Genomic DNA, 22807 nt, shown 5'->3' with positions numbered 1-22807 from the left:
CCGCCGCAGCGAAAGGTTCGCCTCCGGCGAGAGCCGGAGGCGAACCCTGGTGCCAGGGGGGCGGTGGTGAGGCCGGGCGGTGAACCCTGATCAGTTCGCTGCGCGGAGCGGTGAGGAACCGGACGCCGGCGCCGTGCCGGTGACGCTCGCCGTGGAGGACCGCCGGCCGTCCGCGACCTTGCGGGTCTCGCGGAGGATCAGCAGCCCGGTCATCGCGATCAGCGCCGAGGTCAGGCCGTGGATGCCGAACGCGGCGGCGGTGGAGCCGTGGTGGGCCAGCACGTTGATCATGTCGCCGAACGGGGCGACGGCCTCCATCAGCAGGACCAAGCCCAGGGCGCGGCGGTGGCCCGTCAGCAGCAGGACGCCGATGACCAGGCCCATCGCGAACTCGCGGGTGCCCTTCATGACGAGGAAGCCGTCCCCGTTGCCTGCGGGCCATCTCGGCAGGCCGACGCCCTGGGTGGACGCCGCCGGGGCCAGGATGAAGGACAGCCCGAGGTAGAGGACGAACAGGGCGCAGGCGGTGACAAGGACGGTGTTGACGTTCTTCAGCGACATGGCGCTTCTCCTTCGACGTTCGGAACGGGGGCGGTGCGAAGCGGGGCGGTGCGGAGCGGGGCGGTGCGGAGCGGGGCGGGGCAAGGCGGGGCGGGGCGCCGCCGGCCTCACGATCGGCCGTCGCCCGGGGTGAGGATCTCCATGAGATGCCCGTCGGGGTCGTGGAAGTAGGTGCCTCTGCGGCCCTTGACGTGCTTGCCGCGATAGACCTGCCCGATCTCCTGGCATGCGGGATCGCCGTAGTGGGCGATCCCGCCGTGCCGGATGCGGGCGAGGGCGGCGTCGAACTCCTGCTCGCCGAGCAGGAACGCGTAGTGGTGCGGCTCGAAGTCGTCCAGCCGGTCGTAGTCGAGGGTGACCTTGTTGGCGAGCGTGACCGGCGTGAAGTGCGCCAGCGGCGGATCGACGGTCAGGCCGAGAATTCCGGCCAGGAACCGCGCCGAAGCTTCCGGGTCACGGGCGGGGACGATGGTGTGGTTCAGTTCCACGGTCATAAGGGACTCCGATCACTGCGGCCGTGTCAGACGTCGATCTGCTCGAAGATGTGCGGGTAGGACACGATGTCGTCGGGGAACTCGGCGGCCATGCGCTGGAACTCCGGGCTGCCGAACGCGGCGGCGAGCGCCTCGGTCGATTCCCAGACCGCGACGTTCATCAGAAGTCGGCTGTCCGCTGTTCCCTTGTGCATCTGCAGGGAGACGAATCCCGGCTGAGCCTTCATGAATTCGGCCTGCCTCCGGAAGAGCGGCAGGAACGCCTCGGCCCTCTCCTTCGGGACGAGGAACGTGTTGGCCAGGACGATGGGTCCGGTCTTCGCGGCGAACTGGGCGAACATCGGCGTGCTCGGGTCCAGGCTCTTCAGCTCGGCCATCTTCGGTACTTCCTCTCGCGGTCGGTCGTCGTGCCACGCGACTCCGCCAACGCTTGTTGGCCAACGTGTGTTGGCAAACGTAGATCGCGCCGCCCTGGATTGTCAACAGGTGTTGGCCTACACTTGTTGGCATGACCGGCGTCACGGAGAACCAGCAGGCCGCACGGCGTTCCGACGCCACCCGCGCCGCGATCCTCGCCGCCGCCCGGGTGCGGTTCGCGGAGGACGGCTACGAGAAGGCGACCGTCCGGGCCATCGCGCGCGACGCGAAGATCGACCCGTCGATGGTGATGCGCTACTACGGCAACAAGGCGGCCCTGTTCACGGCGGCCGTCTCGATCGACCCCGGGCTGCCCGGCCTGCCCGTCGAACCCCGCGAGGATCTCGGCCGCACGCTGGTGCGCCACTTCCTCACCCTGTGGGAGGAGAACGAGGGGCTCACCGCGCTGCTGCGGGTCGGCGCCACCGACCCCGCCGCCGCCGAGCGCATGCAGTTCGTGGTGCGCGACCAGCTGATCCCGCTGGCCCGCCAAGTGGGCCCGGAACCGGACCAGGCGCCGGCGCGGGCGGCCCTGTGCGCCTCGACCGTCCTAGGGCTCGCGCTGACCCGCTACGTGCTGCGGTTCCCGGCGAGCGTGGCGCTCGGCCGCGAGGAGATCGTTGACTGGCTCGGACCCACGATCCAGCGCTACCTCACCGCCCCCACGCCCTGAAGAACCCGTCGAGGACGGCGTGAACGCGGCCGGAGGTCCGAGCCCCAGAGGGTCAGGCGGGCGGGGACGGCAGGCGGGCGGGGGTGCGGTCGGCGACCTGCTCGAAGATCATCGACGACCGGAAGCCGGTGATCTCGCGGCGGCCGGCGAGCCGGTCGACGAGGAAGGCGTGCAGGTGGTCGAGGTCCTGGACGGCGACGTGCAGCAGGAAGTCGTCGTCACCGGACAGGACGAACACGCGGAGCACCTCCGGCAGCCCGCCCGCGAACTCCTTGAACGCGTCGATCGCGGTGCGGCTGAGCGGCCGCACCTGGATCGACACCAGCGCCTGGACGCGGCGGTTGAGCGCGGCCGGGTCGATGTCGGCGTGGTAGCCGCGGATCACGCCCCGGCGGGTGAGCGCGCGGACCCGCTCCAGGCACGTCGAGGGCGCGATCCCGAGCCTGCGGGCGAGCTCCCGGTTGGACTGCCGCGCATCCGTCTGGAGAAGCCGCACGATCTCCGAATCAAGTTCGTCCATGCCCGGGAACGTAACACCAAAATCAAACATTCGTTCGGTGCGTCTGGTCAGGCCCGGCCAGTTGCCCGATTCTCTGTGAGGAAGGTGTGCGTTCGGAGGGAGAGCGATGTTCGAGCACGAACAGGTGGTCATCCGGACCGGCCCGCGCACGGGACTGCCCGTGATCATCGCCGTCCACTCGACGGCGCTCGGCCCGGCCGCCGGCGGCGTGCGGATGTGGCGGTACCCCGGCTGGCGGGACGGCCTCGCCGACGCCCTCCGGCTGTCGGCCGCGATGACCGCGAAGTTGGCGGCGGCCGGGCTGTCCAGCGGCGGCGGGAAGACCGTCGTCGCCCTCCCCGAGGGGGCGGAGCTCGACGCGTCCCGGCGGCGCGACGCGCTGCACGACGTCGGCGACGCGATCGCCGCGCTGGACGGGGCGTACTCGGGCGGGCCCGACGTCGGCACGTCGCCCGCCGACATGGCGGTGATCGGCGAGATCACGCCGCACGTCTTCTGCCGGCCCGCCGAGGCGGGCGGCAGCGGCGACTCGTCCCCGCACACCGCGGACGGGACGCTCGCCGCGCTGCGCGCCGCCGCCCGCCACCTGTACGGCACCCGGAGCCTGGCGGGACGCCGCTTCGGCCTGATCGGCTTCGGCCGCGTCGGCGCGCACCTCGCGGGGCTGCTCGCGGCGGAGGGCGCTGAGCTGACGGTCGCCGACATCGACCCCGGCAGGCGGCGGGCGGCCGAAGCGCTCGGCGCCGCCTGGGCCGATCCCGACGAGATCCTCGGCGCGGACGTCGACGTCCTCGTGCCCGCCGCCCTCGGCGGCGTCCTGTCCGAGCGGTCCGTACCGCGGCTGCGCTGCCGGGCCGTCGTCGGGCCCGCGAACAACCAGCTCACCGCCCCCGGCGTCGCCGACCTGCTGCACCGGCGCGGGATCCTGTGGGTGCCCGACTACGTCGCCGGCGCGGGCGGGGTGATCCACGCGGTCACCTCGGAGCTGCACCGCCTCGGCCCCGACGAGGCGCGGGCGCGCGTCGCCGCCATCGAGGACACCGTCACCGGCCTGCTCGACACCGCGTCCCGTCTCGGCCGGACCCCCGCCGAGGCCGCCGACGCCCTCGCCCGCCGCCGCGTCGAGGCGGCGGCGTGAGCGACAGCGCGCGGTCCAGAAGGGCCGAGTTCTTCGCGGCCGACGGCGGCGGGACCAGGTTCGCGTTCCCGGCCGTCGGCGACGAGCGCCGCATGCTCCTCGACGTCCTCGGGTCGCAGCGGGCGACGCTGGAGCTGAAATGCGCCGGTCTGGGCGAGGAGCTGGCGCTGCGGGCCGCCGAGCCGTCGACGCTGTCGCTGCTCGGGCTCGTCCGGCACCTCGCCGACGTCGAGCGCCGCTGGTTCCGGCAGGTGCTGGCCGGGCACGACGCGCCGCCGCGCTTCTCGTCCGCCGCCGACCCGGACGGCGACTTCGACGGCGCCGTCCCGGACCCCGGCGTGATCGCCGCCGCCTGGGACGCCTGGCGCGACGAGGTCGCCTTCGCCGACGCCTTCGCGGCCGCCGCGCCCCACCTCGACGTCGAGGGCCGGGACGCCTGGCGCGGGACGGTCTCGCTGCGCTGGGTGCTCATCCACATGATCGAGGAGTACGCCCAGCACAACGGGCACGCGGACCTCCTGCGCGAACGCATCGACGGCGCCCGCGGGAAATGACCGCAGGGTCAGGACACGGCCCGCAGGAACGCCCCGGCGATCGTCCGGTACCCGGCCGCGTTGGCGTGCCCGTCGCCGGCGGTGCACTGGGAGGTCCAGGCGCAGATCCGTGCCACGTTCAGCGGGACGGTCCCGTACGGCGCCATCGTGACCTCGGTGGCGAAGTCGTGCGCGGCGAAGGCGGTGCTGACGTCGGCCACCTTGAAGCCGCTCGCCAGCGCCGCCGCCCGCTGCACGCCGTTGAACGCGTCGAGCAGCGGCACCGAGGCGACTGCGGTGACCCGGTCGCCCTTCACCCAGGACGCCAGGCCCGGGTCGTAGTAGGTCATCGAGGCGTAGACCGGGGTGCCGCCTCCCGCCGCCCGCAGCCCACCGGTGATCTGCGGCAGCTCACCGAGCAGGCTCCCGACGCCCTTGAGACCACAGGCCAGGTCGCCGTCCAGCATGCAGCCGGTGTTGTTGACCCCGATGCTCAAGGTGACGTACCGGACCCGTCCGCGGTGCCGCTTGAGGAAGTCGAGCGCGGCGTTCATCTGGGAACCGGCGGCGTAGGCGCAGATCCCGCCCTTGAGCATGGTGGTGGTCGTCTCGCCGAGGCATCCCAGCTTCACCAGCCGCAGGCCGGGCCGCCGCGCTTTGAGCGCGGCGTGCAGGTCGTCGGTGTAACCCTCGTCCGTCGGCCCCCGCCCCGCCTGCACACCCACGGCGCCCGAGTCGCCCAGCGCCAGGTAGTACGTCGCCGAAGCGGCCCGCGCAGGCCCGACCCCCAGACCAAGAACGAGCACCACCACCGCGCCCAGCACGCTCGCCCGACTCGCCAACCGGATCACGCCCTCTCCCAGAAGCCCTGAAACCGATCCTGGCCGCGCCGGAACGGCGAGAGTAGAACGTCAAGCAACAATAAACAAACACGTTTGTCTATCTGGCGGTGGAAGACGGGGTCGGGGTTCGGCGAAGTACGGGTGATCGTTGGCCGAACACTCGAAAGGTTCCGCAATGAGCAGGACAGGTACGTGACCGCCGAGGTGGGCGAGTCACCGACCGACCTCGACATCGTGGCGGGGTTCCGGCGGGATCCGGAGCGGTTCACCGACGTCCACGACCGGTACTTCCGGGACGTCTACCGCTACGTCGCCGGCCGGCTGGACGCCCAGACCGCCGAGGACATCGCCGCCGAGACCTTCTGCCTGGCGTTCGGGAAGCGCGACGGGTTCGATCCGGAGCGCGGAAGCCTCCGCGCCTGGCTGTTCGGGATCGCCACGAACCTCGTCGCGCAGCATCGACGCAAGGAGGCGCGCCGGTACCGGGCGCTGGCGCGCAGCGCGGGCGACGCCCCCACGGTCGGCAGCCACGAGGACCGCGTCGTCACCGAGACCGCCGCCTCGCGCATGCGGCCCCAGCTGGCCAAGGCGCTCGCCTCACTCTCCCCTGGTGAACGCGACGTGGTGCTCCTCGTCGCGCTGGCCGAACTGAGCTACGACGAGGTCGCGGACGCGCTCGGGATCCCCCAGGGCACGGTGGGCTCCCGGCTTTCCCGGGCCCGCAAGAAACTGCACGACGCGATCCGGCCGGAGGCGTTCCATGGATGAACTGACAATGCTCGGCACCGCACTGGCCGGGCCCGAACCGTCCACCGACACCGTGAACCGCAGCCGGCACCGGCTCCAGAACACGATGCGGGGCGGCCCCGCCAAGCCCAGGCGCAGGAAGCGCTGGATCGCCGCCGGAGTCGGGCTCACGGCGGCGGCAGCGGCGGCGGCCGTGGTCGTCTCCGACCTGTCGGTGCCGGACGCGAAGAAGGAGCCTGTCCTGTCCGGGCGGCAGGTCATGCTCGCCGCCGCGACCACCGCGGAGTCCAAGCCCGCGAGCTCCGGCACGTACTGGCACACGAAGTCGGTCGAGAAGCTGGGCGAGGTCACCCGCGTCTCCGAGTCGTGGACGCGGCGCGACGGCGCCACCTGGCTCAGCGTCGCGCCGGGCCTGGTCAGCCGCGTCGAGAAGCGTCCGCTGATCAGAACCAGCACCCTCGACTTCGCCGGCGTCCAGCGGCTGCCGACCGACCCCGACGGGCTCAAGGCCGCGCTGCTCAGGAGTTGCGCGGTCCGGAGCGGCTGTGACCAGCCGGTGCGCACCATGAGCCTGCTGGAGTCGCTGCTCTTCGCGGTGCCCGCCCCGCCGAAGGTCCGCGCCGCGGCCTACCGCGCCCTCGCGGCGATGCCCCACATCGACAACCTCGGCAGGACGGCGGGCGGCTACCGGCTGAGGATCTCGTACACGAACGACGCCGGCACGCGCGTCGACGGCACCGAGACGATCGTCGTCGATCCGACGACTACGCGGTTCCGCGTCGAGGGATGGGCCGGATTCGGCGACGGCTCCGCCCCCGTCGGGCCCTCGCAGACGGCGTCCGGCTGGACGGACACGCTGCCCGGGCGGATCGTCCCCTGGAGCAAGCAGATCCCCTACATCGAAAAGGAGAACAAGCAGCTCAAGACCCAGAACCACTGACCCGTGTATCGCGAGCGTATCGAAAATCGCATACGCCGCCACAACAGGCTTCCGTCTTCACTTGAGCCACGGGGGTCCCACCGGCGGGTGATCGGTCGCCGATAGTGCCCGCCGGTGGCCCCGTAACGGTCGATTCATCGATCAGGAAAGGACCGTGATCATGGACTCGGATTCCGTGCGTGGCGTCGATCGGCGGCGGCTGCTCGGGTGGGGCGGCGGGCTGGCGGCCGCCGGCGTCGTGACGGCCGGCGCGTCGCTGGTGGGCTCCCCGTCCGGGCATGCCGTGGCCGCGGGACAGCGCCTTCCGGCCTCGTCCGGCCCCGGCATCCCACCGGCCACGCGCCCCGGCGGAGCCTACGACCGGTACGTGGCGAAGCTGGCCGCCGAGGGCAGGTTCTCCGGCGTGGTGCTGTTGTCGCACAAGGGCCGGACGGTGCTGTCCCGCAGCTACGGCATGGCCGACGAGGAGAAAGGGATCCGCAATCACGAAGGCACGGCGTTCAGCCTGAGCTCGGCGGGCAAGCCGTTCCATGCGGTGGCCGTCTTGCAGCTGGCGCAGCAAGGCAAGCTGAATCTGTCGGACACGGTGGGCACCCACCTGAAAGGCTTCGCCAAGGACATCGCCGAGAAGGTGACCATCCACCACCTGTTGTCCGGCACCTCCGGGCTGGCCAGCCCGGAGGAGGACGTGCAACGCGTCTTCCGGAGCCGCAAGGAAGTGCACAGGTATTACGAGCACCGGGCGCGGCAGGCGAAACCGGTCGGCGTCCCGGGCGTTCCCGACACCTCCCACGCGGAGGCGGAGGTCACCATTTCCGCGCTGATCGTGGAGGCCGTGGCCGGCACGACGTACTGGGACTACGTCCAGGAGAACATCTTCAAGCGCTGCGGCATGACCGGCTCGGCGTTCTACACCCGGCCGCAGTGGCTCACCGACGAGCACATCGCGCACCCGTACATGACGCTGGCGGACGGCAGCCAGGTGGACGCCGTGCGCAACCTGGACAAGAGCAGCGCCGCCCGGGAGGTCCTCGGCAAGAACCCGGGCCGCGCCTTCATCGACGCCCCCGGGGACGGCGGCTTCGTCACCGCGCCGGATCTCGTCCGGTTCGCGCAGGCGCTGGGCGACGGCACGCTGCTGGACCGGCCCTGGGCCGACGTGCTCACCGCGCCCAAGATCCCCCACCAAGGAGCGTCGTTCGGGGCGTACGGGATCCCGGTCTCCATCGTCGGCGGCCAGTGGATGTACCAGCGCGCCGGCGGCAACCCCGGCGTCGCCGCCAACTGGGACATCTACCCGTACACCGGCTGGGTCGGCGTCATCCTCGGCAACCGCGACGGCGTGCCCCTCCAGGAGATGATCGGCCAGGAGATGCAGGCCATCACCGGTGTCTCGCCCGGCGGCGGCGGTGGCGGCGGCGGCTGAAACGGCCTGACGGCGGACACGGGACGCCACGCGAAATCCGATGGTGCGGCGCGGCTCTTGCGTCAAGAATCACCGGATGCACGAAGTGAAGCTGTCCGACGGGATCATCACTCTGTCCCCCCTGCGGCCGGACGATGTGGAGGCGCACCTCGCCGGGGAGGACGAGCAACTCGTTCGGTGGCTCAACGGCGGTCCCGGCACGCGGGACGGCATCGAAGCGTACTTCCGGCACTGCCGGGAGCAGTGGGACACCGCAGGGCCGCTCCGCGCGTTCGGCATCCGGACGGGTGCTGACGAGGTGCTCGCGGGCACGATCGACCTGCGGTTCGCGGGAGATGAACTGGCGCTCGGCCAGGTGAACATCGCCTACGGCCTCTACCCGTCCTGGCGGGGACGCGGCCTGGCCACCCGCGCGGTCCTGTTGGCGTCCCGGTACGCGGCGAGCGAGGGCGCGGCGGAAGTGGTGATCCAGGTGGACCCGGAGAATCCCGCCTCCGCCGCAGTCGCGCAACGGGCAGGATTCACCCCGGGCAACCCGACGCACGGCACACACGGCACACGCTTCGACTGGTACATCCTGGACCTGCAAGCCCCTACCCGATGACGACCAGCAGTCCTGGTCAGGTCCATCACTGCCACGCCCGCGGTGCTAGCACTGGCAGATCCTGCGCCACCGCCACGGTCGCGATGTCCTCCAGCGCTATCGGCCCCTCACTGCGATCGCGGCCGAATATCTCATGCATCTGCGGCGTCCAGACCGCCTGCGGGCCGGCCAGGTCCCACCCGGCCCAGCCCATCCCGCCATCCGCTGTACCCGCTCCCTACCGGAGAGGGAGACCTCGCGCTCTCCGCTCTCGTAGGCAGCCGATAAAGCCATCCAGCAGCCCAGCGCCAGCGAGGCCCGGACTGATCTCCAGCAGGCTCGCCCCGGTCACCTCCTCGCCGGCTCGGCCGTCGATGGTCATGAAGGCCTCATGGATGTCGTCGCGGATCTCCCAGCGGATGCGCAGGCGGCGGAACCAGTGCAGCAGGCCGATGGTGCATTCGACGACGTAGCGGTGGACGCCCAGCCCGGACCCGCGCGGGGTGCCGTTGCCGTCGGTCAGCAGGTGGTGCTTGGAGCCCGCACGGCCGCGGTCGACCGGGCTCGGCCCGGTTTTGGGCCCTTCAAAAGCCCGCACGTGGGAGCTGTCGATCACCGCCCTGGACCAGTCCAACTGCCCGGCGGCATGCAGCTCCTCCAGCAGCAGCCGATGCAGACGTTCCCACACCCCGGCCTGGTGCCATTCGCCCAGCCGCCGCCAGCACGTCATCCCCGGACCGAACCCCAGTTCCTGGGACAGGAACTCCCACCGGATCCCGGTGTGCAACACGTGTCCGCCCGGCGCGCCGGGCAGACGTGAAGCCCCACAGGCCCCCAGCCCACCGGCGGCACGAACCCTGCACGCTTATCTCCAGTTGAGATGACTGACATCCCGAATCATCGCCCCAGATGAGGAAGCACCGGGGGCAGATCGACGCTTCTGCCTACGTGACGGCATCGAGAAAGCTGCCGGCCACACGACAGCGCTTCCGCCCGCGCCGGTATCCCGGCTCGTCCCGACAAGTAGGTGCACATGTCCGCATCATCCGAAGCCAGGACCTCGCTCCGAGGCCCAGCCGCGACGGCCCCGCACGGCGTGCCGGGGTGGCTGGTCGCACTGCTGGCCGTCGCCTCCGGCATGACAGTCGCCAACCTCTACTACGCCCAGCCCCTGCTGTCCTCGCTGAGCGGTGTCTTCCACACCAGCACGGCCACCGCCGGCACACTGATCACGCTCACCCAGGTCGGTTACGTGATCGGCATGCTCTTCCTGGTCCCGCTCGGCGACAGGCTGGAGAAGCGCAACCTGATCACCGTCCTGCTGACGGTCACGACGCTCGCCCTCGTGGCGGCGGGACTCGCCACCAGCTTCCCCATGCTGCTGATCGCCTCGCTGGTCAGCGGCGCCACCTCGGTCGTCGCCCAGATCCTGGTGCCCTTCGCCGCCAGCCTCGCTCCCGACCACGCCCGCGGCCGCATCGTCGGCAGGGTGATGAGCGGCCTGCTCACCGGCATCCTGCTCTCCCGCACGTTGAGCAGTCTGGTCTCGGACCTCGCAGGCTGGCGTGTCGTCTTCCTCGGCTCCGCCGCCCTGATGGCCGTGCTCGCCATGGCCCTGCGCGCGGCCCTACCCCGGCACGCGCCGACCACCACCATCCCGTACCACCACGTGCTGCGCTCCACCGTCCGGCTGGTGCGCACGCACCCGGTACTACTGCGCCGTGGCCTCTACCAGGCGGCGATGTTCGGTGCCTTCAGCGCGTTCTGGACCACGGTGTCCTTCGTCCTGACCGGCCCCCACTTCCACTACTCCCCGGTCGGAGTAGGTGTGTTCGCCCTCGTCGGCGCGGCCGGAGCGGCCATCGCCCCGCTCGCCGGGCACTGGGCCGACCGTGGGCTCGCCCGCCCCGTGACCGGCATCGCCTTCGTGGTCGCCGCCCTCGCCTTCGCACTCGCCGGGTTCGGCGGACACAGCGTCATACTGATCGCCTTGGCCGCGATCCTCATCGACATGGCAGTACAAACCACCCTGATCCTCGGCCAGCACATGGTCTACCAGCTCGATTCCGCCGCCCGCGCCCGCCTCAACAGCGCCTTCATCGCCATGTTCTTCGTCGGCGGCGCGGTCGGCTCGCAACTCGGCTCCGCCGTCTACCACACCGGCGGCTGGACTGCCCTGACGGTTCTCGGCGCGGCCCTCCCCTTGGTCGCCTTCCTCTACTGGACCACCGAGCGGCGGCAGCGAGCGGCGGCGAAGCCGGGTACCGCGAGCCTGTAATGGCGGCCGGCCCCAGGGAAGCCGCCCTGGGACCGGCCGACAAGGTGCGCTGGCGGACAGCACCGCATGCGCTATCGGTCAAGGCCCCCGACCGGGCACCTAGCGTCACCGAGGTACACACAGCACGGCACGACAGGAGGCGGACCGTGACCACCAACTTGTCATCCCCGCACAGCAGCCAGCCCCGGCTGCACCAGAAGGGCGAAGTGATCCAGGAGTTCGGGACCGTCAAGCAGTTCCCCATCGCCGAGCACGCGGGCGAACAGCTCGACACCATCGCCGAACGCGTCCAGTCCCTGGGCGGCGTCGCGGTGGGAGACCCGCGGCACGTCGCCGAAATCAGCTCGATCCCGCGGCCCCGGACGGCAGGCGTGGTTCCTGGCCGGGCATCTGGTCGACACACCGTTGGTCCGTGCCTGAGGAAGGCCGCGGCCTCGGTCCGTCGTACGTGACCCCGGCAGCTGCGGGTCATGAACCGGCGCACGCGCACGACGTCCCATCGTCCGCATACGATGCAGCCAAGATCGAAGCCCGTCGCCTTCACGCCGGACGGAGCGCTGTTCGACCAGGAGCGGATGATGGATCTGCGGCAGATGGAGGTCGTCGTCTCGGTGGCGGACACGGGCGGTTTTACGGCGGCTGCACGGCGGCTGCACGTGGTCCAGTCCGCCGTGTCCAGCACGGTCCGCGCCCTCGAACGCGAACTGGGTGCGCCCTTGTTCGACCGCACTACGCACCGTGTCTCCCTCACTCCGGCCGGCGAGGCGTTCGTCCCCGCCGCACGCGCGACGCTCCGCGCCGCCGAACTGGCCCGGGAGGCCGTCGATGCCGTAGGGGGGCAGCTGCGCGGGCGGGTGACGGTCGGCACGATGCAGGGGGTATGGGCGGGACTTCACCACGCCTTGGCCGCGTTGCGTGCGGAGCATCCCGGCGTGGTCGTGCACCTGCGACAGGCGGCCGTCGCCGACATCCGGCAGGCGCTGCGTGAGGGCACGGTGGACCTCGCCGTAGTGGCGCTCGACCGCCAGCAGCAGCGCGGGCTCACGACCCGGCTGCTCTCCCGCGAGGACATGGTGCTGCTGGCGGCGCCCCGGCGGGTACTCGCCGGAGCGACACCGAGTGGCGAGGTCCGGCTCGCCGACATCGGCCAGTTGCCCCTGGTGGACTTCACACCCGGCTGGGCCATCCGTTACGCGGTCGACCGCGCCTTCCGGGCCGCGGGCGTCGACCGCGGCACGACGTTCGAGGTGAACGACATCGGCGCGGCAGCCGAGCTGGTCCGCAACGACCTCGGCGTCTGCATCATGCCCAAGTCCATTGCGGACCGCTTCCCCGATCTGCCCCAGTACCGGTTCGACCGGCACGCCCCGAACTGGAAGATCATGGTGGTACGACCTCCCGGTGAGGCACCGCCGGCGGTCGCCGCGCTGCTACGGCACATCACCTGACGGCAGCCGGGTCGTTCTTGACCGCCACAACGCCGAACGTCACGCCAAGCTGCTTGCAGGACCGCGGTCCGAAGGAAAAACGCATCCGGGCTCGATTTCGATGTGCCCGGCCGCCGAGTCCGGCGCGGCGTTGATGGCGTAAGCGCCGTGGCGCGGCAGGCGGTCGAACGCCTCGAGCCGCCCCGCAGCGCCACTGCCGGCGACCGCGCGTCCTAGTGCCGCATCAGGCTATGTTCGCCCCCTGGTCACCCGAGGCGGGACCAGTCCGGCCGGCCACTCCCTCCTCGGGCATGATGGGGCCATGGAGGATCAAGCGCCCCTTGGATCCGGTGGCACCCAGGCGCCGATGAGCCGAGAGATTCTGCTCGATGAAGTGGTGGACCCGGTCAAGGCGACGGCCCGTATCCAGATCCGCCGCATCCGGATCGCCCCTGGCCATCCTGCCGGTCGACACATCCACAACGGGCCCGTGTTCGGCAGCATCGAATCCGGCTCGGCCGTCTACCAGATCGCAGGCCAGGAGCCCTCGGTGCTACGCCCCGGGGACGTATTCCACGAACCCCAGGGCGCGGTGATCGAAAAGTTCGACGCCACCGAGGAAGGCGTCACCTTTCTGGGCTACTTCCCGCTCGCCGCCGGCGAGGAGCCGGCGATCGAACCGCCCGCCGGCTCCTGACAAAGGTCGGGACACACCGCTCAGGCAACGTTCGCCCTGTTGACGACGGCGCGTAGGGCATGGTCGGTGCCGTCGAGCGCGAAGTAGCGCAGGGCGGTGTCTTGGGCCTCGATCCGTTCATTGACGCGGCACTAGTTCGTCGGGTGCATCATTGCCACGCCCCTGCGGTGCTAGCGCTTGATGTGCGTCAGGAACTTCGCGAACGCCCGCCGGTCGAACACCAGCCTCGGGCCGTCCGGGTCCTTGCTGTCCCGTGCGACGACGGCATTGGGAAGAGCGCCAAGCTCGACACACTGCCCGCCGTTGTTAGTGCCGTAGCTGCTCGTCCGCCAGGGATTGTGGTTCAGGTCCATCTCGTCTGACACCTCCACGACCGGCACGAGGTCAGTCGGCCCTACCGTTTGACGCTCGTCAGGAACTCCGCGAAGGCGCGCCGGTCGAACACCAGCCTGGGGCCATCCGGGTCCTTGCTGTCGCGGACCGCCACCGTCCCCGGCACCGACGCCAACTCCACGCAATTGCCGCCGTTCGACGTGGTGTAACTCGACTTCCGCCAGATTGCGCTATTCAGGTCCATTTTTCTCGCACCGCTTTCTGAATTACTTCGATAGAATGACTCACGGGCAAGGCCAGCGACCGGATCTCGATGAGCGATCGACTCACCAACGCGATGTCTTCCGGATCACTGAGCGTGAGACCGCGGGCCGCCATGTCCACGTAAGCGATCTCGCTTCTATCGGGGAGCGTAGCGAGGGTGAATGATCCGCTGTTCCCGGCGTGCTCACCAGCACTGGAGACGATCTGGACGGTCACGACGCGCCGCTCCACCTGGTAGAGGAGATGCTCCAGTTGCTCCTTCATGATCTCCGAGCTGCCGACCGGACGGTAGAGGGACACCTCGTCCTGGAGCACCGAGAGATTCGGCGGTGGCGGGTTATCCCGGCCCAGGATGCTCTGGCGGTTGATGCGCGCTTCGACCGCTTCTTTGTCGCTTCTCAGCAGCGCAGAGGCATAGGCGGGAGTCTGGAGAAGGCCGTGGATGTTTAGCGGCTCGTATGCCTGGAGCATTTCCGCTTCGGGTTCGACGGTGTGCCAGTCGAACCAGGTGGGGAAGGTGGCGTCCTTGACCAGGTCGTCGTAGAGGTCGAGGAGCTCGCCGTCCGCGTCCAGGGCGTGGTCCATGGTTTCGGCGAACTCGCGGGTGCAGCGGGTGCGGCCGTTCTCGACCGCGCCGATGTACTGGGGCTTGACTCCGAGCCCGCCGTTCGCGCGGCGGCCGAGCGCCTCCTGCGTCCAGCCCTTCGCCTCGCGGAGCCGGCGGAACCGGCGCCCGAAGGCGAGCAGCGTCGGCGAGACCGTCCCGCGCTTGCGCTGTGGAGCCATGTCCTCATCCTCCCTCTTTCGGGGCACCCAACCAACACCCAAGTGGCAGGGGCGCATGCACCACGGCTTGCCATGCGCGACATGCGTTTTGTCACGCTGAGTGCTTCCATTATGGCTGACTGTCATCAAGAAGCAAAGGAAGTATCCACGGCCAGTCAGGAATGGTGTCCGATGTCGCCTACTTCGTTCGCCTCGGAGGTGCCGACGCTGGTGTTGGAGCCGGATGATCGGGCTCCGGGGCTGGCGCGGCGGTTCCTCGCGGAATGGTTCCGCGAATGGGGTTCGCGCGACGACTACATCGGACGCGTCCTGGTGAGCGAGCTCGTCACGAATTCGTGCGTGCACGGCGAAGGGCCGGTCGTGGTGCGGGTGTTCCGGGACGAGCGGGACGGCGGCGCCGTGATCGAGGTGTGGGACGGCGGCGACGGGCGTCCGGTGGTGTGCGCGGAGGACGTTCAGGCCACGTCGGGGCGCGGGGTGTTCATGGTCTCGGAGCTCGCGCTCTCCTGGGGCACGCGGCCGCTGGTGGAAGGCGGAAAGGTCACGTGGGCGAAATGCGGCCTCTAGCAGGTCGCGCGGTTCGGCTCCGGCTCGGCAGGGCGCGGGCCTTTCGGCCGGTGCGTTCGGCGCAGGGCGAGGTTCTGTTCCAGCGGGCTCGCGAATCGCGGGTGGAGGCGGTCGGTGCGCTTCTCACGTGCCGGTTGTTCTCGGCCCGGTGAAAGTCCCGCGCGAGACAAGGAGATGGGGCCAATGGGCAAGCACGACAACAGCGGCGACACGCATCGGCCGGGGCAGCCGATTCCGCCGGACAAGAAGGACGACGACAACACCGGTGGCGGCGGGAAGAGGGGAAAGTGACCACATCCGAACTCGTCCGGCGGCTGCGGGAGAGCGGTGACCTGCGCAGTCCTGAGTGGGAGCGGGCGATGCACGAGGCGCCGCGCCATCTGTTCGTCCCGGATCGGGCCTGGTGCACGCCCGACGGTGCCGGTGCTCCTTTCGCGATCGACCGGTCCGCCGATCCGGAGCGGTGGCGGGAGGCCGCCTATGCCGACGCCGCGATCGTCACGCAGGTGGACGACGGGGCGGGCGATCCGGCGTCCGGTCAAGGGGCGTGGACGTCGTCGCTGTCGGCGCCCGGGGCGGTGGTGAGCTTCCTCGAACTGCTCGCGCCCCGCGATCACGACCGCGTGCTGGAGATCGGCACCGGGACGGGCTGGACGGCGGCCCTGCTGTCGTCCAGGCTCGGCGCCAGGCGGGTGACGTCCGTCGAGGTGGACGAACGGGTCGCGGAGAGGGCGGCGGCGAACCTCAGGGAGGCGGCGTTCGCGCCGGACCTGGTGGTCGGCGACGGCGAGAAGGGCGTGCCCGCGCGGGCGCCGTTCGACCGGGTCCACGTGACGTGCGCGGTCACCGTCCTGCCGGCGAGCTGGATCGAGCAGACGCGGCCGGGAGGGGTGATTCTGTTCCCGTGGATGCCGTCGCTCGGGGACGGGCACAAGGCGCGGCTCACGGTCACGGGCGACGGCCGCGCGATCGGGCGGTTCCACGGGTCGGCCGATTACATGATGCTGCGGTCGCAGCGCAGTCCCGGGTTCGGTGACCTCGACCGGGACGGCGAGGAGTCGCGGACGCGGCTCGATCCTCGGACCGTGGACGGCGACTCGTCCAGGGCGGGCATCGCGATCGCCGGGATGCTGCCCGACGTGCTCGGTGACGAGCGGATCGTCCGGGGGCGGCCGAGCCTGGTGCTCGTGGACGGGGCGGGGACGTCGTGGGCGCGGTGCTCCTATCGGTTGGGCGCGGACGACTTTCTGGTGGTCCAGGGCGGTGAGCGGCGGCTGTGGGACGAGGTCGAGGCCGCCTACCTGCGCTGGGTCGGGTGGGGAAGTCCGGGCCGGGACCGGTTCGGGCTGGTCGCCGGTCCGGAGGGGCAGCGGGTCTGGCTCGACCGTCCGTCCAACGTGATCTGAGGCGGGACGCGGGGCGGTTCGGCGTCACGAGCGGGAGGGGACGAGGCCGGCGGCGAAGCGGTCGATCTGGGCGGCGAGTGCGCCGGGCGCCTCCAGCGGGGACAGGTGGCCCGTGTCCTCGATGACCGTCATGCGGGAGCCGGGGATGACGGGCAGGAGGTCGGCCTCCAGCGAGGCGGGCGGGTCGACGCGGTCGTGCCGTCCGGCCAGGACGTGGACGGGGACGTCGATGGTGCGGGCGGCGTGGGAGATGTCGGCGGTGATGCCGTGGCGCGGCCAGGCGAGCCGGGCGTCGTCGCCTGCGGCGAGGCTGTCGGCGATCACCTGTTCGCGCAGGTCGGCGGGCAGGGGCCGGTGGGTCAGGACGTGCTGGAGCGCGTCGGCGACCGTCGCGCGGCTGTCGTAGGCGTGCGACAGCGCCTCCGCCGCCCGCGCGTCCACGGTCGGGCGGGGCGGGGCCGGGGCGACGAGGACGAGCCCGGCCAGTCCGGCAGGGCGCCGCGACGCGACGAGCTGGGCGGTCTTCCCGCCCATCGAGTGCCCGACGAGCACGTACCGGTCGAGGCCGAGTCCGCGGACGACGTCCAGCGCGTCGTCGGCGAGGCGCTCGATCCCGTAGGGGCCGGGGAGGTCGCGGGCCGCGCCCCAGCCGCGGTGGTCGTAGGACACGACGGTGCGTCCGGACGCGAGCCGGTCGATCACCGGCGCGAAGGTGCGGTGGGAACCGCCCCAGTAGTGGAGGAACACCAGCGCGGTCGGCTCTCCGTCGCGCACCCACACCGGCAGACGTCCGCCCTGGACGTTCACGTATCGCTTGTCCATCTGGACTCTCCTTTCGTCTGCTTCGACGCTACGAACCGGCGACCTCTCGGAACAGGTAAGCTCCGGCCTGTCTATGGTGAAAAACGGACAGCGAGACGACATCCGATCGCTGCGCTACGCGGCGGACGGCGGTGTCGAAGTCATCACGTTCCCTCTGCTGCGAGGAATGCCCGCAGGCAGCGGGCATCCGCCCTTGCAGCGGGCCGACTTCCATGTGCTCGCGATCGTCGATTCGGGGCGGGGAGCGGTGACGGTGGATTTCGTCCATCACCGCCTGGGGCCGGGCACGATCGTCTGGATCCGGCCGGGCCGTGTGCACCGCTGGGACGACATCGAGAACCTGGACGGAACCCTGGTGCTCTTCCGTCCCGAAGCCGTCCCGCACGGCTCCCCGGGCGCCGAGCCCTTCGGGCCGGTCACCTGGCGGCAGCCCGAGCGCCCCGCGCTGGTCCGTCTCGCCGCCGACCATCTGCGCCGCGAGTACGACGCGTCCCGCGCCCGACCGATACCCGGCGGTACCGCGATCCTGCGCGCGCTGCTGGAGGTCCTCCTGCTCCGCGCCGCCGACTGCGCGCCTCCGCCGCCCGCCGGGCGCGAGGCGTTCACCGCCTACGCGACGGCAGTGGAGGCGCACTTCGCGACGTCGCGGGAGGTCGCCTGGTACGCCCGGCGACTGGGCTACTCGCCGCGCACCCTCAGCCGGGCGACGCAGGAGGCGACCGGCCGCAGCGCCAAGCGGTTCCTGGACGACCGGGTGGTGCTGGAGGCCAAGAGGCTCCTCGCCCATACCGGCATCACCGTCGCCGAATGTGCCCGCAGCACCGGATTCGACGACACCGCCAACTTCTCCAAGTTCTTCCGCGCGCGCGCCGGCCTCACCCCCGGCGCGTTCGCAACCCAGGCCCGCATACCCGCGACCAACGCACCTCCCACCCCGGAGCAATCTGGGGCAGACTTCCCATAAGCGGTGATTCGCAGAGGGGGCTCCTGTGGACGGGGCGTTGCTGTTCGTGATCGGGCTGGCCAACCGGACGGTGTTCGCGGCCACGCGGGGACGGGTCGTGCTCTACCGCTTCGGCGGCATGCCGGGCGTGATGGTCGAACTGGAACCCCACGGCGAGCCCGGCATCATCGCCTCGTTCCGCGACGGCGACGACCACGTCCTGCTGGCCGACGACGCGGACGGCGCGCTGGTGGAGTCGCTGCGCTCCGCCACGTCCGCGAAGGTCGAGGCGGACGATCGCTGGTACCCCGCCGGCATCGTGGTGGTCGAGGACGCCGGGGAAAGGGAACGCCTGCTCAAGCGGATGCTCGGGCAGGCGTCCATCAGCGAGCGGTACGAGGTGAAGCGGCGGCGCATGGTCCCCGTCGCGCGACTGACGCCGCAAGGTGCGCCGGAGGCGTCCGCCGAGGCCGTCAGCGGGCTCCGGGTCGGCTGATCAGACCGACGACCGCACCCGTCGGCGCGCCCGCGCCCCGGCGGGGGACTCCACGACGCGGACGCAGAGATCGGCGACGACGAGTCCGGCCATGCCGACCATCAGCGATCCCGGCAGCAGCATCAGCGCGGCGGGCACGCCGTCGGGGAAGATGTCGCCGGACGCGTTGACCAGGGCAGGGGCGCCGACGAGGGCGAACAGGGCGAACGCGCGGCGGCTCGTGCGGTCGCGTGCCAGCGCGGCCGCGGTCACGACGGCGGCCGCCAGCACACCCGCCGCCTGCACCGCACTCCAGCTCTGCGTGACGGTGACGAGGGCGTCCATGGCGGTCCGCGGTTCGATCTCGGCCTGGTCATAGGCGAGCAGGGAGAACACCGGGTACGAGTGCAGCAAGGCCAGGACGGTGGCCACCGTCACGGCCCCGATGAGGCGGGCGCGGCCGAGCAGGTGGGCGCCACGGCGCGGGCCGGGCGACAGGACCAGGGACGCCGTGGCGAGCAGGGCGAGCGGCAGCGACGTTCCCGCGAAGTCCCTGCCGTAATACGCGTAGGCGTAGTCGTGGAAGGCCGTCCCGTAGGTGGCGAGAGCGATCTGGAGCGCGGTCACCGTGCAGGCGGCGACGGTGGCACGGCGGCGCATGCCGCGCCAGGCCAGCACCGCGATGACCGCCCAGGCGAGCCAGTACGGTCCGGTACCGAGGAAGTAGAGCACCCCGTACAGCCCGAGGCCCCCGTGGTCCTGCATGATGGCGGCGCGGAACAGCGTCGGCACGTTCAGGGTGAACCGCGCGGCCTCGGCCATCAGCAGGAGCATGGCGAGGAAGCCGGTGATGGCGAGGGCGTCCGGCCAGAGGGAGGTCCCGGCGCCGGACAGGGCGCGGCGGAACCGGATCCGCACCGCGCCCAGCAGCAGGTCGGCGGTGTCGGCGAGGGACGGGCGCGTCTGGCCGGGGCGGGCGGCCGACAGCAGGACGTCCAGCATCTCCTGGCCGTGGTCCTCGCGGTGGGCGGCGGGGTAGCAGGCCAGGAGGCGGCGGTAGCGGTCTTCGAGCGTGCTCAACGGAGCCCCCTCGGGAAGAGTCCGGCGAACGCCGGGGCGGTCCCGCCTCCGGGGAGGCGGAAGGCGGCGAGGCGGCGGGCGGCGGCCTCGGTGCGGCGGCGGAGCGCGTCGACCTCGGCGGCGAGCGCGGCGGCGCCGTCCTCGGTGAGCCGGTAGTAGCGGCGCAGCCGGCCGTCGACGACCTCCTCGCGGTCGGGGGCGATGAGGTGCTCGGCCTGGAGCCGGTCGAGGGCCGCGTAGAGGGTGCCGGCGCGCAGCCGGGTGCGCCCGGCGGAGATCCGGTCGACGTCGGCGATGATCCCGTAGCCGTGCTGCGCCCCGTCCGCGAGGGCGGTGAGGATCAGGAACGTCGGTTCCTGCATCGGCTTGCTCATGCGATCTTTATATATCGATGACTTGACTATGCACAAGCCCACCGGTCCCCGGGAACGGGTACGCCGCCCCGTACGCTTGGTAGCGATCAGCAACACAGGGTGACGATCCGGGGGAACGGCTGTGACGCAGGGCTGGCGCGAGCGCACCCGCTACTGGCGCGACCGCCTCTTCATCTCCGTGCGGGGGCGCGCGACGGTCGTCACCGTCGCGTTCGCGGCGCTGTTCCTGACCGTGATCCTGGTGCTCGGCATGCTCCTCGTCCGCGACTGGCTGGAGCGCCGCGAGGCGGACAAGGCCGAGCGCACCACGGAGCGGATCGTGTTCGACGTCCTGCGCGGGCGGAGCGGCCCGGCGCTCACCACCCGCCCGGACGAGTCCAGCCTGGTGCAGGTCGTCACCCCGGACGGCAGGACGGTGCTGGCGGCGACGCCCGCGGCCCGCGGCAAGCCGCCGCTGGCGAGCGCCGACCTCGCGACCGGGACCCTGCTCGTCGACCAGCGGACCTGCCCCGCGTCGATCCCGGGCTGCGCGTGGATCTTCGGCCTGCGGGTGGTGAACGCGTCGCCGTGGGGGCCCGGGGCGATGGTCGTCACGGCCGAGCCGCTCCCGAGCCTGCTGAACGTGTGGGGGCTGCCGCTCAGCCTCGTCGCGATCCTGCTCGTGCTGCTGGCCCTCGTCGCGTGGTGGACGTGGCACACGATCGGCCGGGCGTTCGCCCCCGTCGACCGGATCCGGCGGGAACTGGCCGGCCTCGACATGCGCGACCTGCGCCAGCGCGTGTACGTCCCGCGCACCCACGGCGAGATCCAGGCGCTGGGCGAGACGGTCAACGGGACGCTGCAGCGGCTGGAGGAGGCGACCGACCGGGAGCGCAGGTTCATCTCCGACGCCTCGCACGACCTGCGCAACCCGATCGCCGGCCTGCACATGCAGCTGGAGATGGCGCTGGACGAGGCCGCCGAGGAGTCGCGGCCGCTGCTCCGCTCGGCGCTGCGCGACACCGAGCGGCTCAACGACATCGTGATGGACCTGCTGGAGCTGTCCCGGCTGGACTCGCGGGCGCCGCAGCCGGTGGAGCCCGTCGACCTCGCGGAGGCGGCCCGCCGGGAGGTCGACCGGCGCGGCGACGGCGTGCGGGTCACGGCCCGGCTGGAGCCCGGCGTGATCGTGCGGGCGAACCCGGTGCGGATCGCGCGGGTGCTCGGCAACCTGCTGAGCAACGCCGAGCGGCACGCCGAGTCGAGCGTCGAGGTGACGGTCCGGCGGGACGGCGGGACGGCGCTGCTGGAGGTCCAGGACGACGGCCACGGCATCCCGCCGGACCAGCGGGAACGGGTCTTCGAGCGGTTCGCGCGGCTGAGCGAGTCGCGCGAGCGGGACCCGCAGGGGACGGGCCTCGGGCTGCCGATCGCCCGCGAGATCACCGAGATCTACGGCGGCACGCTCACCATCGCCGACAGCGAGCGGGGCGCGCGGTTCGTCATGCGCCTCCCTCTCGTGCCGGACGGCGGATGACGTCGATGACCGAGGACAGGCCGCCGTCGCCGTGCCCGGCGTCCACGGCGCGCCGGAACAGGTCGCGGAGGGCGGCCGGTCCGGCGGTGTCGATCCCGGCCTCGTGGCTCGCCTCGACGACGTGGTCGGCGCCCACGGCCTGCATGCGGAGGCTGTTGGCGCCGCCCGGGGAGACTCCCCCGTCGATCTCCTCGGCGAGGATGCGCAGGAAGCCCATCGGGCCGTCGCCCGTCAGGGCCTCCAGCGTGGTCGACGCGAACGGCCGGAACTGCTGCGCGGACACCCCGGCGGTGCCGAGCAGGGCCGCGGCGTGCATGTACGAGACGAGCGTGGACCAGAACACGTACAGCTGCGACTGGTAGTAGAGCATCGACAGGCCCGGGTCGGTGCCGACGAACGTGGTGTCGCCCAGTTCGGCGAGGGTGTCGCGGTGGCGGTCGAGGACCGCTTCCGGGCCGCTGTAGAAGACGTACGAGCCGGGCCGCCCGATGCCGGGCGGGGGCACCATCACGCCGCCCGTCAGCAGGTCGGCGCCGTTCTCGCGGGCCCAGTCGCCGGCGCGGCGCAGTTCGCCGGGGCTGCCGGAGCTGAGGTTCACCAGGGCGCGTCCCTTGACGTCGGCGTCGCCGATGGAGTCGTACATGGCCTGGTAGTCGGTCTGGCTGATGACGACCAGTTCGGACGCGGCGAGCGCGTCTGCCATGGTGGCGGCGAGGGTCGCGCCCTGTTCGACCAGTGGGGCGGCCTTGGACGGGGTGCGGTTCCACACCGTGGTGGGGTGGCCGTTGGCGAGGAACGTCCGCGCCATGGTCGCGCCCATGGGGCCTAGGCCGATGACGGTGACCGGCGATGTCATGTGCTTCTCCTTAAGGGGCGTGTTGTTCGGGCCCAACCGTGGCGTGGAGCGCTACGGAACGGCTGCGGGTCCGTCCGTAGCGCTCGTTACGCTGGCGGTGTGCGCTTTG

General features: G+C 71.4%; 27 protein-coding genes and 2 pseudogenes. 16 read left to right on the top strand and 13 right to left on the bottom strand.

Annotated features, from left to right (window positions below; translation table 11 throughout):
• Positions 1-90: 90 nt before the first annotated feature.
• The 3 genes from ABZ914_RS00470 to ABZ914_RS00460 form a co-directional block, all read right to left on the bottom strand.
• A complete protein-coding gene (locus ABZ914_RS00470; protein ID WP_500190569.1) occupies positions 91-561 on the bottom strand; it encodes a DUF4267 domain-containing protein in 471 nt (156 codons plus the stop codon).
• 107 nt (positions 562-668) lie between these two features.
• Positions 669-1055, bottom strand: a complete 387-nt coding sequence (locus ABZ914_RS00465; protein WP_500190568.1) for a VOC family protein — start codon at positions 1053-1055, stop codon at positions 669-671.
• A gap of 26 nt (positions 1056-1081) precedes the next feature.
• Positions 1082-1432 carry an antibiotic biosynthesis monooxygenase family protein gene (locus tag ABZ914_RS00460; RefSeq protein WP_500190566.1) on the bottom strand — a complete coding sequence of 117 codons (351 nt, stop codon included), beginning with the start codon at positions 1430-1432 and terminating at the stop codon, positions 1082-1084.
• A 131-nt stretch (positions 1433-1563) separates the two neighbouring features.
• On the opposite strand from ABZ914_RS00460, the gene ABZ914_RS00455 reads away from it, so the two are divergent.
• A complete protein-coding gene (locus tag ABZ914_RS00455) occupies positions 1564-2145 on the top strand; it encodes a TetR/AcrR family transcriptional regulator (protein WP_500190564.1) in 582 nt (193 codons plus the stop codon).
• Between the two features lie 52 nt (positions 2146-2197).
• Here the strand turns inward: ABZ914_RS00455 and ABZ914_RS00450 are convergent, their stop codons facing one another.
• Entirely contained in the window at positions 2198-2665 is a 468-nt protein-coding gene (locus tag ABZ914_RS00450; RefSeq protein WP_190855830.1) for an Lrp/AsnC family transcriptional regulator, read from the bottom strand.
• Positions 2666-2771: 106 nt separating this feature from the next.
• Between ABZ914_RS00450 and ABZ914_RS00445 the strand changes: the two genes are divergently transcribed.
• Together ABZ914_RS00445 and ABZ914_RS00440 are read left to right on the top strand one after the other, a co-directional pair.
• On the top strand, positions 2772-3803 hold the full coding sequence (locus ABZ914_RS00445; protein ID WP_500190563.1) for a Glu/Leu/Phe/Val dehydrogenase family protein: 1032 nt from the start codon (positions 2772-2774) through the stop codon (positions 3801-3803).
• Complete coding sequence (locus ABZ914_RS00440) at positions 3800-4357, top strand: DinB family protein (RefSeq protein ID WP_500190561.1); 558 nt, start codon at positions 3800-3802, stop codon at positions 4355-4357. Before ABZ914_RS00445 ends, ABZ914_RS00440 begins: the two co-directional genes overlap by 4 nt.
• Before the next feature lie 8 nt (positions 4358-4365).
• Here the strand turns inward: ABZ914_RS00440 and ABZ914_RS00435 are convergent, their stop codons facing one another.
• Entirely contained in the window at positions 4366-5187 is an 822-nt protein-coding gene (locus ABZ914_RS00435) for an SGNH/GDSL hydrolase family protein (RefSeq protein ID WP_500190559.1), read from the bottom strand.
• 183 nt (positions 5188-5370) lie between these two features.
• On the opposite strand from ABZ914_RS00435, the gene ABZ914_RS00430 reads away from it, so the two are divergent.
• The 4 genes from ABZ914_RS00430 (at position 5371) to ABZ914_RS00415 (ending at position 8895) form a co-directional block, all read left to right on the top strand.
• Positions 5371-5946: an RNA polymerase sigma factor gene (locus ABZ914_RS00430; protein WP_500190558.1), complete on the top strand. Its 576-nt coding sequence runs from the start codon at positions 5371-5373 to the stop codon at positions 5944-5946.
• Positions 5939-6865 carry a CU044_5270 family protein gene (locus ABZ914_RS00425; RefSeq protein WP_500190556.1) on the top strand — a complete coding sequence of 309 codons (927 nt, stop codon included), beginning with the start codon at positions 5939-5941 and terminating at the stop codon, positions 6863-6865. Before ABZ914_RS00430 ends, ABZ914_RS00425 begins: the two co-directional genes overlap by 8 nt.
• Positions 6866-7025: 160 nt before the next feature.
• Entirely contained in the window at positions 7026-8291 is a 1266-nt protein-coding gene (locus tag ABZ914_RS00420) for a serine hydrolase domain-containing protein (protein ID WP_500190554.1), read from the top strand.
• Positions 8292-8367: 76 nt separating this feature from the next.
• Positions 8368-8895, top strand: coding sequence for a GNAT family N-acetyltransferase (locus tag ABZ914_RS00415; protein ID WP_500190553.1), 528 nt, complete (start codon positions 8368-8370; stop codon positions 8893-8895).
• A 217-nt stretch (positions 8896-9112) separates the two neighbouring features.
• On the opposite strand, the pseudogene ABZ914_RS00410 reads toward ABZ914_RS00415, so the two are convergent.
• Positions 9113-9664 (bottom strand): annotated as a pseudogene (locus ABZ914_RS00410) (transposase); the annotation flags it as partial.
• A 243-nt stretch (positions 9665-9907) separates the two neighbouring features.
• Between ABZ914_RS00410 and ABZ914_RS00405 the strand changes: the two are divergent.
• The 4 genes and pseudogenes from ABZ914_RS00405 to ABZ914_RS00390 all read left to right on the top strand — a co-directional run bounded on the left by ABZ914_RS00405 (position 9908) and on the right by ABZ914_RS00390 (position 13276).
• The gene (locus tag ABZ914_RS00405) at positions 9908-11152 is read left to right on the top strand and encodes an MFS transporter (RefSeq protein WP_500190551.1); all 1245 of its coding nucleotides are present in this window, start codon (positions 9908-9910) and stop codon (positions 11150-11152) included.
• Between the two features lie 146 nt (positions 11153-11298).
• Positions 11299-11511 (top strand): annotated as a pseudogene (locus tag ABZ914_RS00400) (DNA starvation/stationary phase protection protein); the annotation flags it as partial.
• A gap of 153 nt (positions 11512-11664) precedes the next feature.
• On the top strand, positions 11665-12600 hold the full coding sequence (locus tag ABZ914_RS00395; RefSeq protein WP_206699916.1) for a LysR family transcriptional regulator: 936 nt from the start codon (positions 11665-11667) through the stop codon (positions 12598-12600).
• A 301-nt stretch (positions 12601-12901) separates the two neighbouring features.
• Positions 12902-13276, top strand: coding sequence for a cupin domain-containing protein (locus ABZ914_RS00390; protein WP_500190549.1), 375 nt, complete (start codon positions 12902-12904; stop codon positions 13274-13276).
• Between the two features lie 170 nt (positions 13277-13446).
• On the opposite strand, the gene ABZ914_RS00385 is transcribed toward ABZ914_RS00390, so the two are convergent.
• The 3 genes from ABZ914_RS00385 to ABZ914_RS00375 are packed head-to-tail and all read right to left on the bottom strand — an operon-like array spanning position 13447 to position 14659.
• Entirely contained in the window at positions 13447-13629 is a 183-nt protein-coding gene (locus ABZ914_RS00385; protein ID WP_500190547.1) for a DUF397 domain-containing protein, read from the bottom strand.
• 41 nt (positions 13630-13670) lie between these two features.
• On the bottom strand, positions 13671-13853 hold the full coding sequence (locus ABZ914_RS00380) for a DUF397 domain-containing protein (RefSeq protein WP_500190546.1): 183 nt from the start codon (positions 13851-13853) through the stop codon (positions 13671-13673).
• The gene (locus tag ABZ914_RS00375; RefSeq protein ID WP_500190544.1) at positions 13844-14659 is read right to left on the bottom strand and encodes a helix-turn-helix domain-containing protein; all 816 of its coding nucleotides are present in this window, start codon (positions 14657-14659) and stop codon (positions 13844-13846) included. Before ABZ914_RS00375 ends, ABZ914_RS00380 begins: the two co-directional genes overlap by 10 nt.
• Positions 14660-14830: 171 nt before the next feature.
• Here ABZ914_RS00375 and ABZ914_RS00370 point away from each other — a divergent pair, with 171 nt between their 5' ends.
• Positions 14831-15226: an ATP-binding protein gene (locus tag ABZ914_RS00370; protein WP_500190543.1), complete on the top strand. Its 396-nt coding sequence runs from the start codon at positions 14831-14833 to the stop codon at positions 15224-15226.
• Between the two features lie 287 nt (positions 15227-15513).
• Complete coding sequence (locus ABZ914_RS00365; RefSeq protein ID WP_500190541.1) at positions 15514-16632, top strand: methyltransferase domain-containing protein; 1119 nt, start codon at positions 15514-15516, stop codon at positions 16630-16632.
• A 24-nt stretch (positions 16633-16656) separates the two neighbouring features.
• Here ABZ914_RS00365 and ABZ914_RS00360 read toward each other — a convergent pair whose 3' ends face one another.
• Positions 16657-17454, bottom strand: coding sequence for an alpha/beta fold hydrolase (locus ABZ914_RS00360; RefSeq protein ID WP_500190539.1), 798 nt, complete (start codon positions 17452-17454; stop codon positions 16657-16659).
• Between the two features lie 166 nt (positions 17455-17620).
• On the opposite strand from ABZ914_RS00360, the gene ABZ914_RS00355 reads away from it, so the two are divergent.
• Both ABZ914_RS00355 and ABZ914_RS00350 read left to right on the top strand, forming a co-directional pair.
• Entirely contained in the window at positions 17621-18418 is a 798-nt protein-coding gene (locus ABZ914_RS00355; RefSeq protein ID WP_500190537.1) for a helix-turn-helix domain-containing protein, read from the top strand.
• A 25-nt stretch (positions 18419-18443) separates the two neighbouring features.
• Positions 18444-18893: a hypothetical protein gene (locus tag ABZ914_RS00350; RefSeq protein ID WP_500190535.1), complete on the top strand. Its 450-nt coding sequence runs from the start codon at positions 18444-18446 to the stop codon at positions 18891-18893.
• On the opposite strand, the gene ABZ914_RS00345 is transcribed toward ABZ914_RS00350, so the two are convergent.
• Together ABZ914_RS00345 and ABZ914_RS00340 are read right to left on the bottom strand one after the other, a co-directional pair.
• A complete protein-coding gene (locus ABZ914_RS00345) occupies positions 18894-19952 on the bottom strand; it encodes a hypothetical protein (protein WP_500190534.1) in 1059 nt (352 codons plus the stop codon).
• Positions 19949-20326, bottom strand: a complete 378-nt coding sequence (locus ABZ914_RS00340) for a PadR family transcriptional regulator (protein ID WP_433244201.1) — start codon at positions 20324-20326, stop codon at positions 19949-19951. The genes ABZ914_RS00345 and ABZ914_RS00340 overlap by 4 nt, the downstream gene beginning before the upstream one ends.
• A 121-nt stretch (positions 20327-20447) precedes the next feature.
• On the opposite strand from ABZ914_RS00340, the gene ABZ914_RS00335 reads away from it, so the two are divergent.
• On the top strand, positions 20448-21842 hold the full coding sequence (locus tag ABZ914_RS00335) for a sensor histidine kinase (protein ID WP_500190532.1): 1395 nt from the start codon (positions 20448-20450) through the stop codon (positions 21840-21842).
• Here ABZ914_RS00335 and ABZ914_RS00330 read toward each other — a convergent pair.
• Positions 21808-22698, bottom strand: a complete 891-nt coding sequence (locus ABZ914_RS00330; protein ID WP_500190531.1) for an NAD(P)-dependent oxidoreductase — start codon at positions 22696-22698, stop codon at positions 21808-21810. The genes ABZ914_RS00335 and ABZ914_RS00330 overlap by 35 nt on opposite strands.
• Between the last annotated feature and the right edge of the window lie 109 nt (positions 22699-22807).

This window comes from Spirillospora sp. NPDC046719 (genome assembly GCF_040645715.1).
Taxonomy (GTDB): Bacteria; Actinomycetota; Actinomycetes; order Streptosporangiales; family Streptosporangiaceae; genus Spirillospora.
The sequence above is the reverse complement of the archived record's forward strand: the minus strand, read 5'-3'. Positions and strand labels throughout refer to the sequence as shown.

Excerpts from the sequence above, each read along its gene's own strand:
- ABZ914_RS00470 (WP_500190569.1), bottom strand. The coding sequence starts at position 561 with ATGTCGCTGAAGAACGTCAACACCGTCCTTGTCACCGCCTGCGCCCTG.
- ABZ914_RS00465 (WP_500190568.1), bottom strand. The coding sequence starts at position 1,055 with ATGACCGTGGAACTGAACCACACCATCGTCCCCGCCCGTGACCCGGAA.
- ABZ914_RS00460 (WP_500190566.1), bottom strand. The coding sequence starts at position 1,432 with ATGGCCGAGCTGAAGAGCCTGGACCCGAGCACGCCGATGTTCGCCCAG.
- ABZ914_RS00455 (WP_500190564.1), top strand. The coding sequence starts at position 1,564 with ATGACCGGCGTCACGGAGAACCAGCAGGCCGCACGGCGTTCCGACGCC.
- ABZ914_RS00450 (WP_190855830.1), bottom strand. The coding sequence starts at position 2,665 with ATGGACGAACTTGATTCGGAGATCGTGCGGCTTCTCCAGACGGATGCG.
- ABZ914_RS00445 (WP_500190563.1), top strand. The coding sequence starts at position 2,772 with ATGTTCGAGCACGAACAGGTGGTCATCCGGACCGGCCCGCGCACGGGA.
- ABZ914_RS00425 (WP_500190556.1), top strand. The coding sequence starts at position 5,939 with ATGGATGAACTGACAATGCTCGGCACCGCACTGGCCGGGCCCGAACCG.
- ABZ914_RS00420 (WP_500190554.1), top strand. The coding sequence starts at position 7,026 with ATGGACTCGGATTCCGTGCGTGGCGTCGATCGGCGGCGGCTGCTCGGG.
- ABZ914_RS00415 (WP_500190553.1), top strand. The coding sequence starts at position 8,368 with ATGCACGAAGTGAAGCTGTCCGACGGGATCATCACTCTGTCCCCCCTG.
- ABZ914_RS00405 (WP_500190551.1), top strand. The coding sequence starts at position 9,908 with ATGTCCGCATCATCCGAAGCCAGGACCTCGCTCCGAGGCCCAGCCGCG.
- ABZ914_RS00395 (WP_206699916.1), top strand. The coding sequence starts at position 11,665 with ATGCAGCCAAGATCGAAGCCCGTCGCCTTCACGCCGGACGGAGCGCTG.
- ABZ914_RS00390 (WP_500190549.1), top strand. The coding sequence starts at position 12,902 with ATGGAGGATCAAGCGCCCCTTGGATCCGGTGGCACCCAGGCGCCGATG.
- ABZ914_RS00385 (WP_500190547.1), bottom strand. The coding sequence starts at position 13,629 with ATGGACCTGAACCACAATCCCTGGCGGACGAGCAGCTACGGCACTAAC.
- ABZ914_RS00380 (WP_500190546.1), bottom strand. The coding sequence starts at position 13,853 with ATGGACCTGAATAGCGCAATCTGGCGGAAGTCGAGTTACACCACGTCG.
- ABZ914_RS00375 (WP_500190544.1), bottom strand. The coding sequence starts at position 14,659 with ATGGCTCCACAGCGCAAGCGCGGGACGGTCTCGCCGACGCTGCTCGCC.
- ABZ914_RS00370 (WP_500190543.1), top strand. The coding sequence starts at position 14,831 with ATGTCGCCTACTTCGTTCGCCTCGGAGGTGCCGACGCTGGTGTTGGAG.
- ABZ914_RS00360 (WP_500190539.1), bottom strand. The coding sequence starts at position 17,454 with ATGGACAAGCGATACGTGAACGTCCAGGGCGGACGTCTGCCGGTGTGG.
- ABZ914_RS00355 (WP_500190537.1), top strand. The coding sequence starts at position 17,621 with ATGCCCGCAGGCAGCGGGCATCCGCCCTTGCAGCGGGCCGACTTCCAT.
- ABZ914_RS00340 (WP_433244201.1), bottom strand. The coding sequence starts at position 20,326 with ATGAGCAAGCCGATGCAGGAACCGACGTTCCTGATCCTCACCGCCCTC.
- ABZ914_RS00330 (WP_500190531.1), bottom strand. The coding sequence starts at position 22,698 with ATGACATCGCCGGTCACCGTCATCGGCCTAGGCCCCATGGGCGCGACC.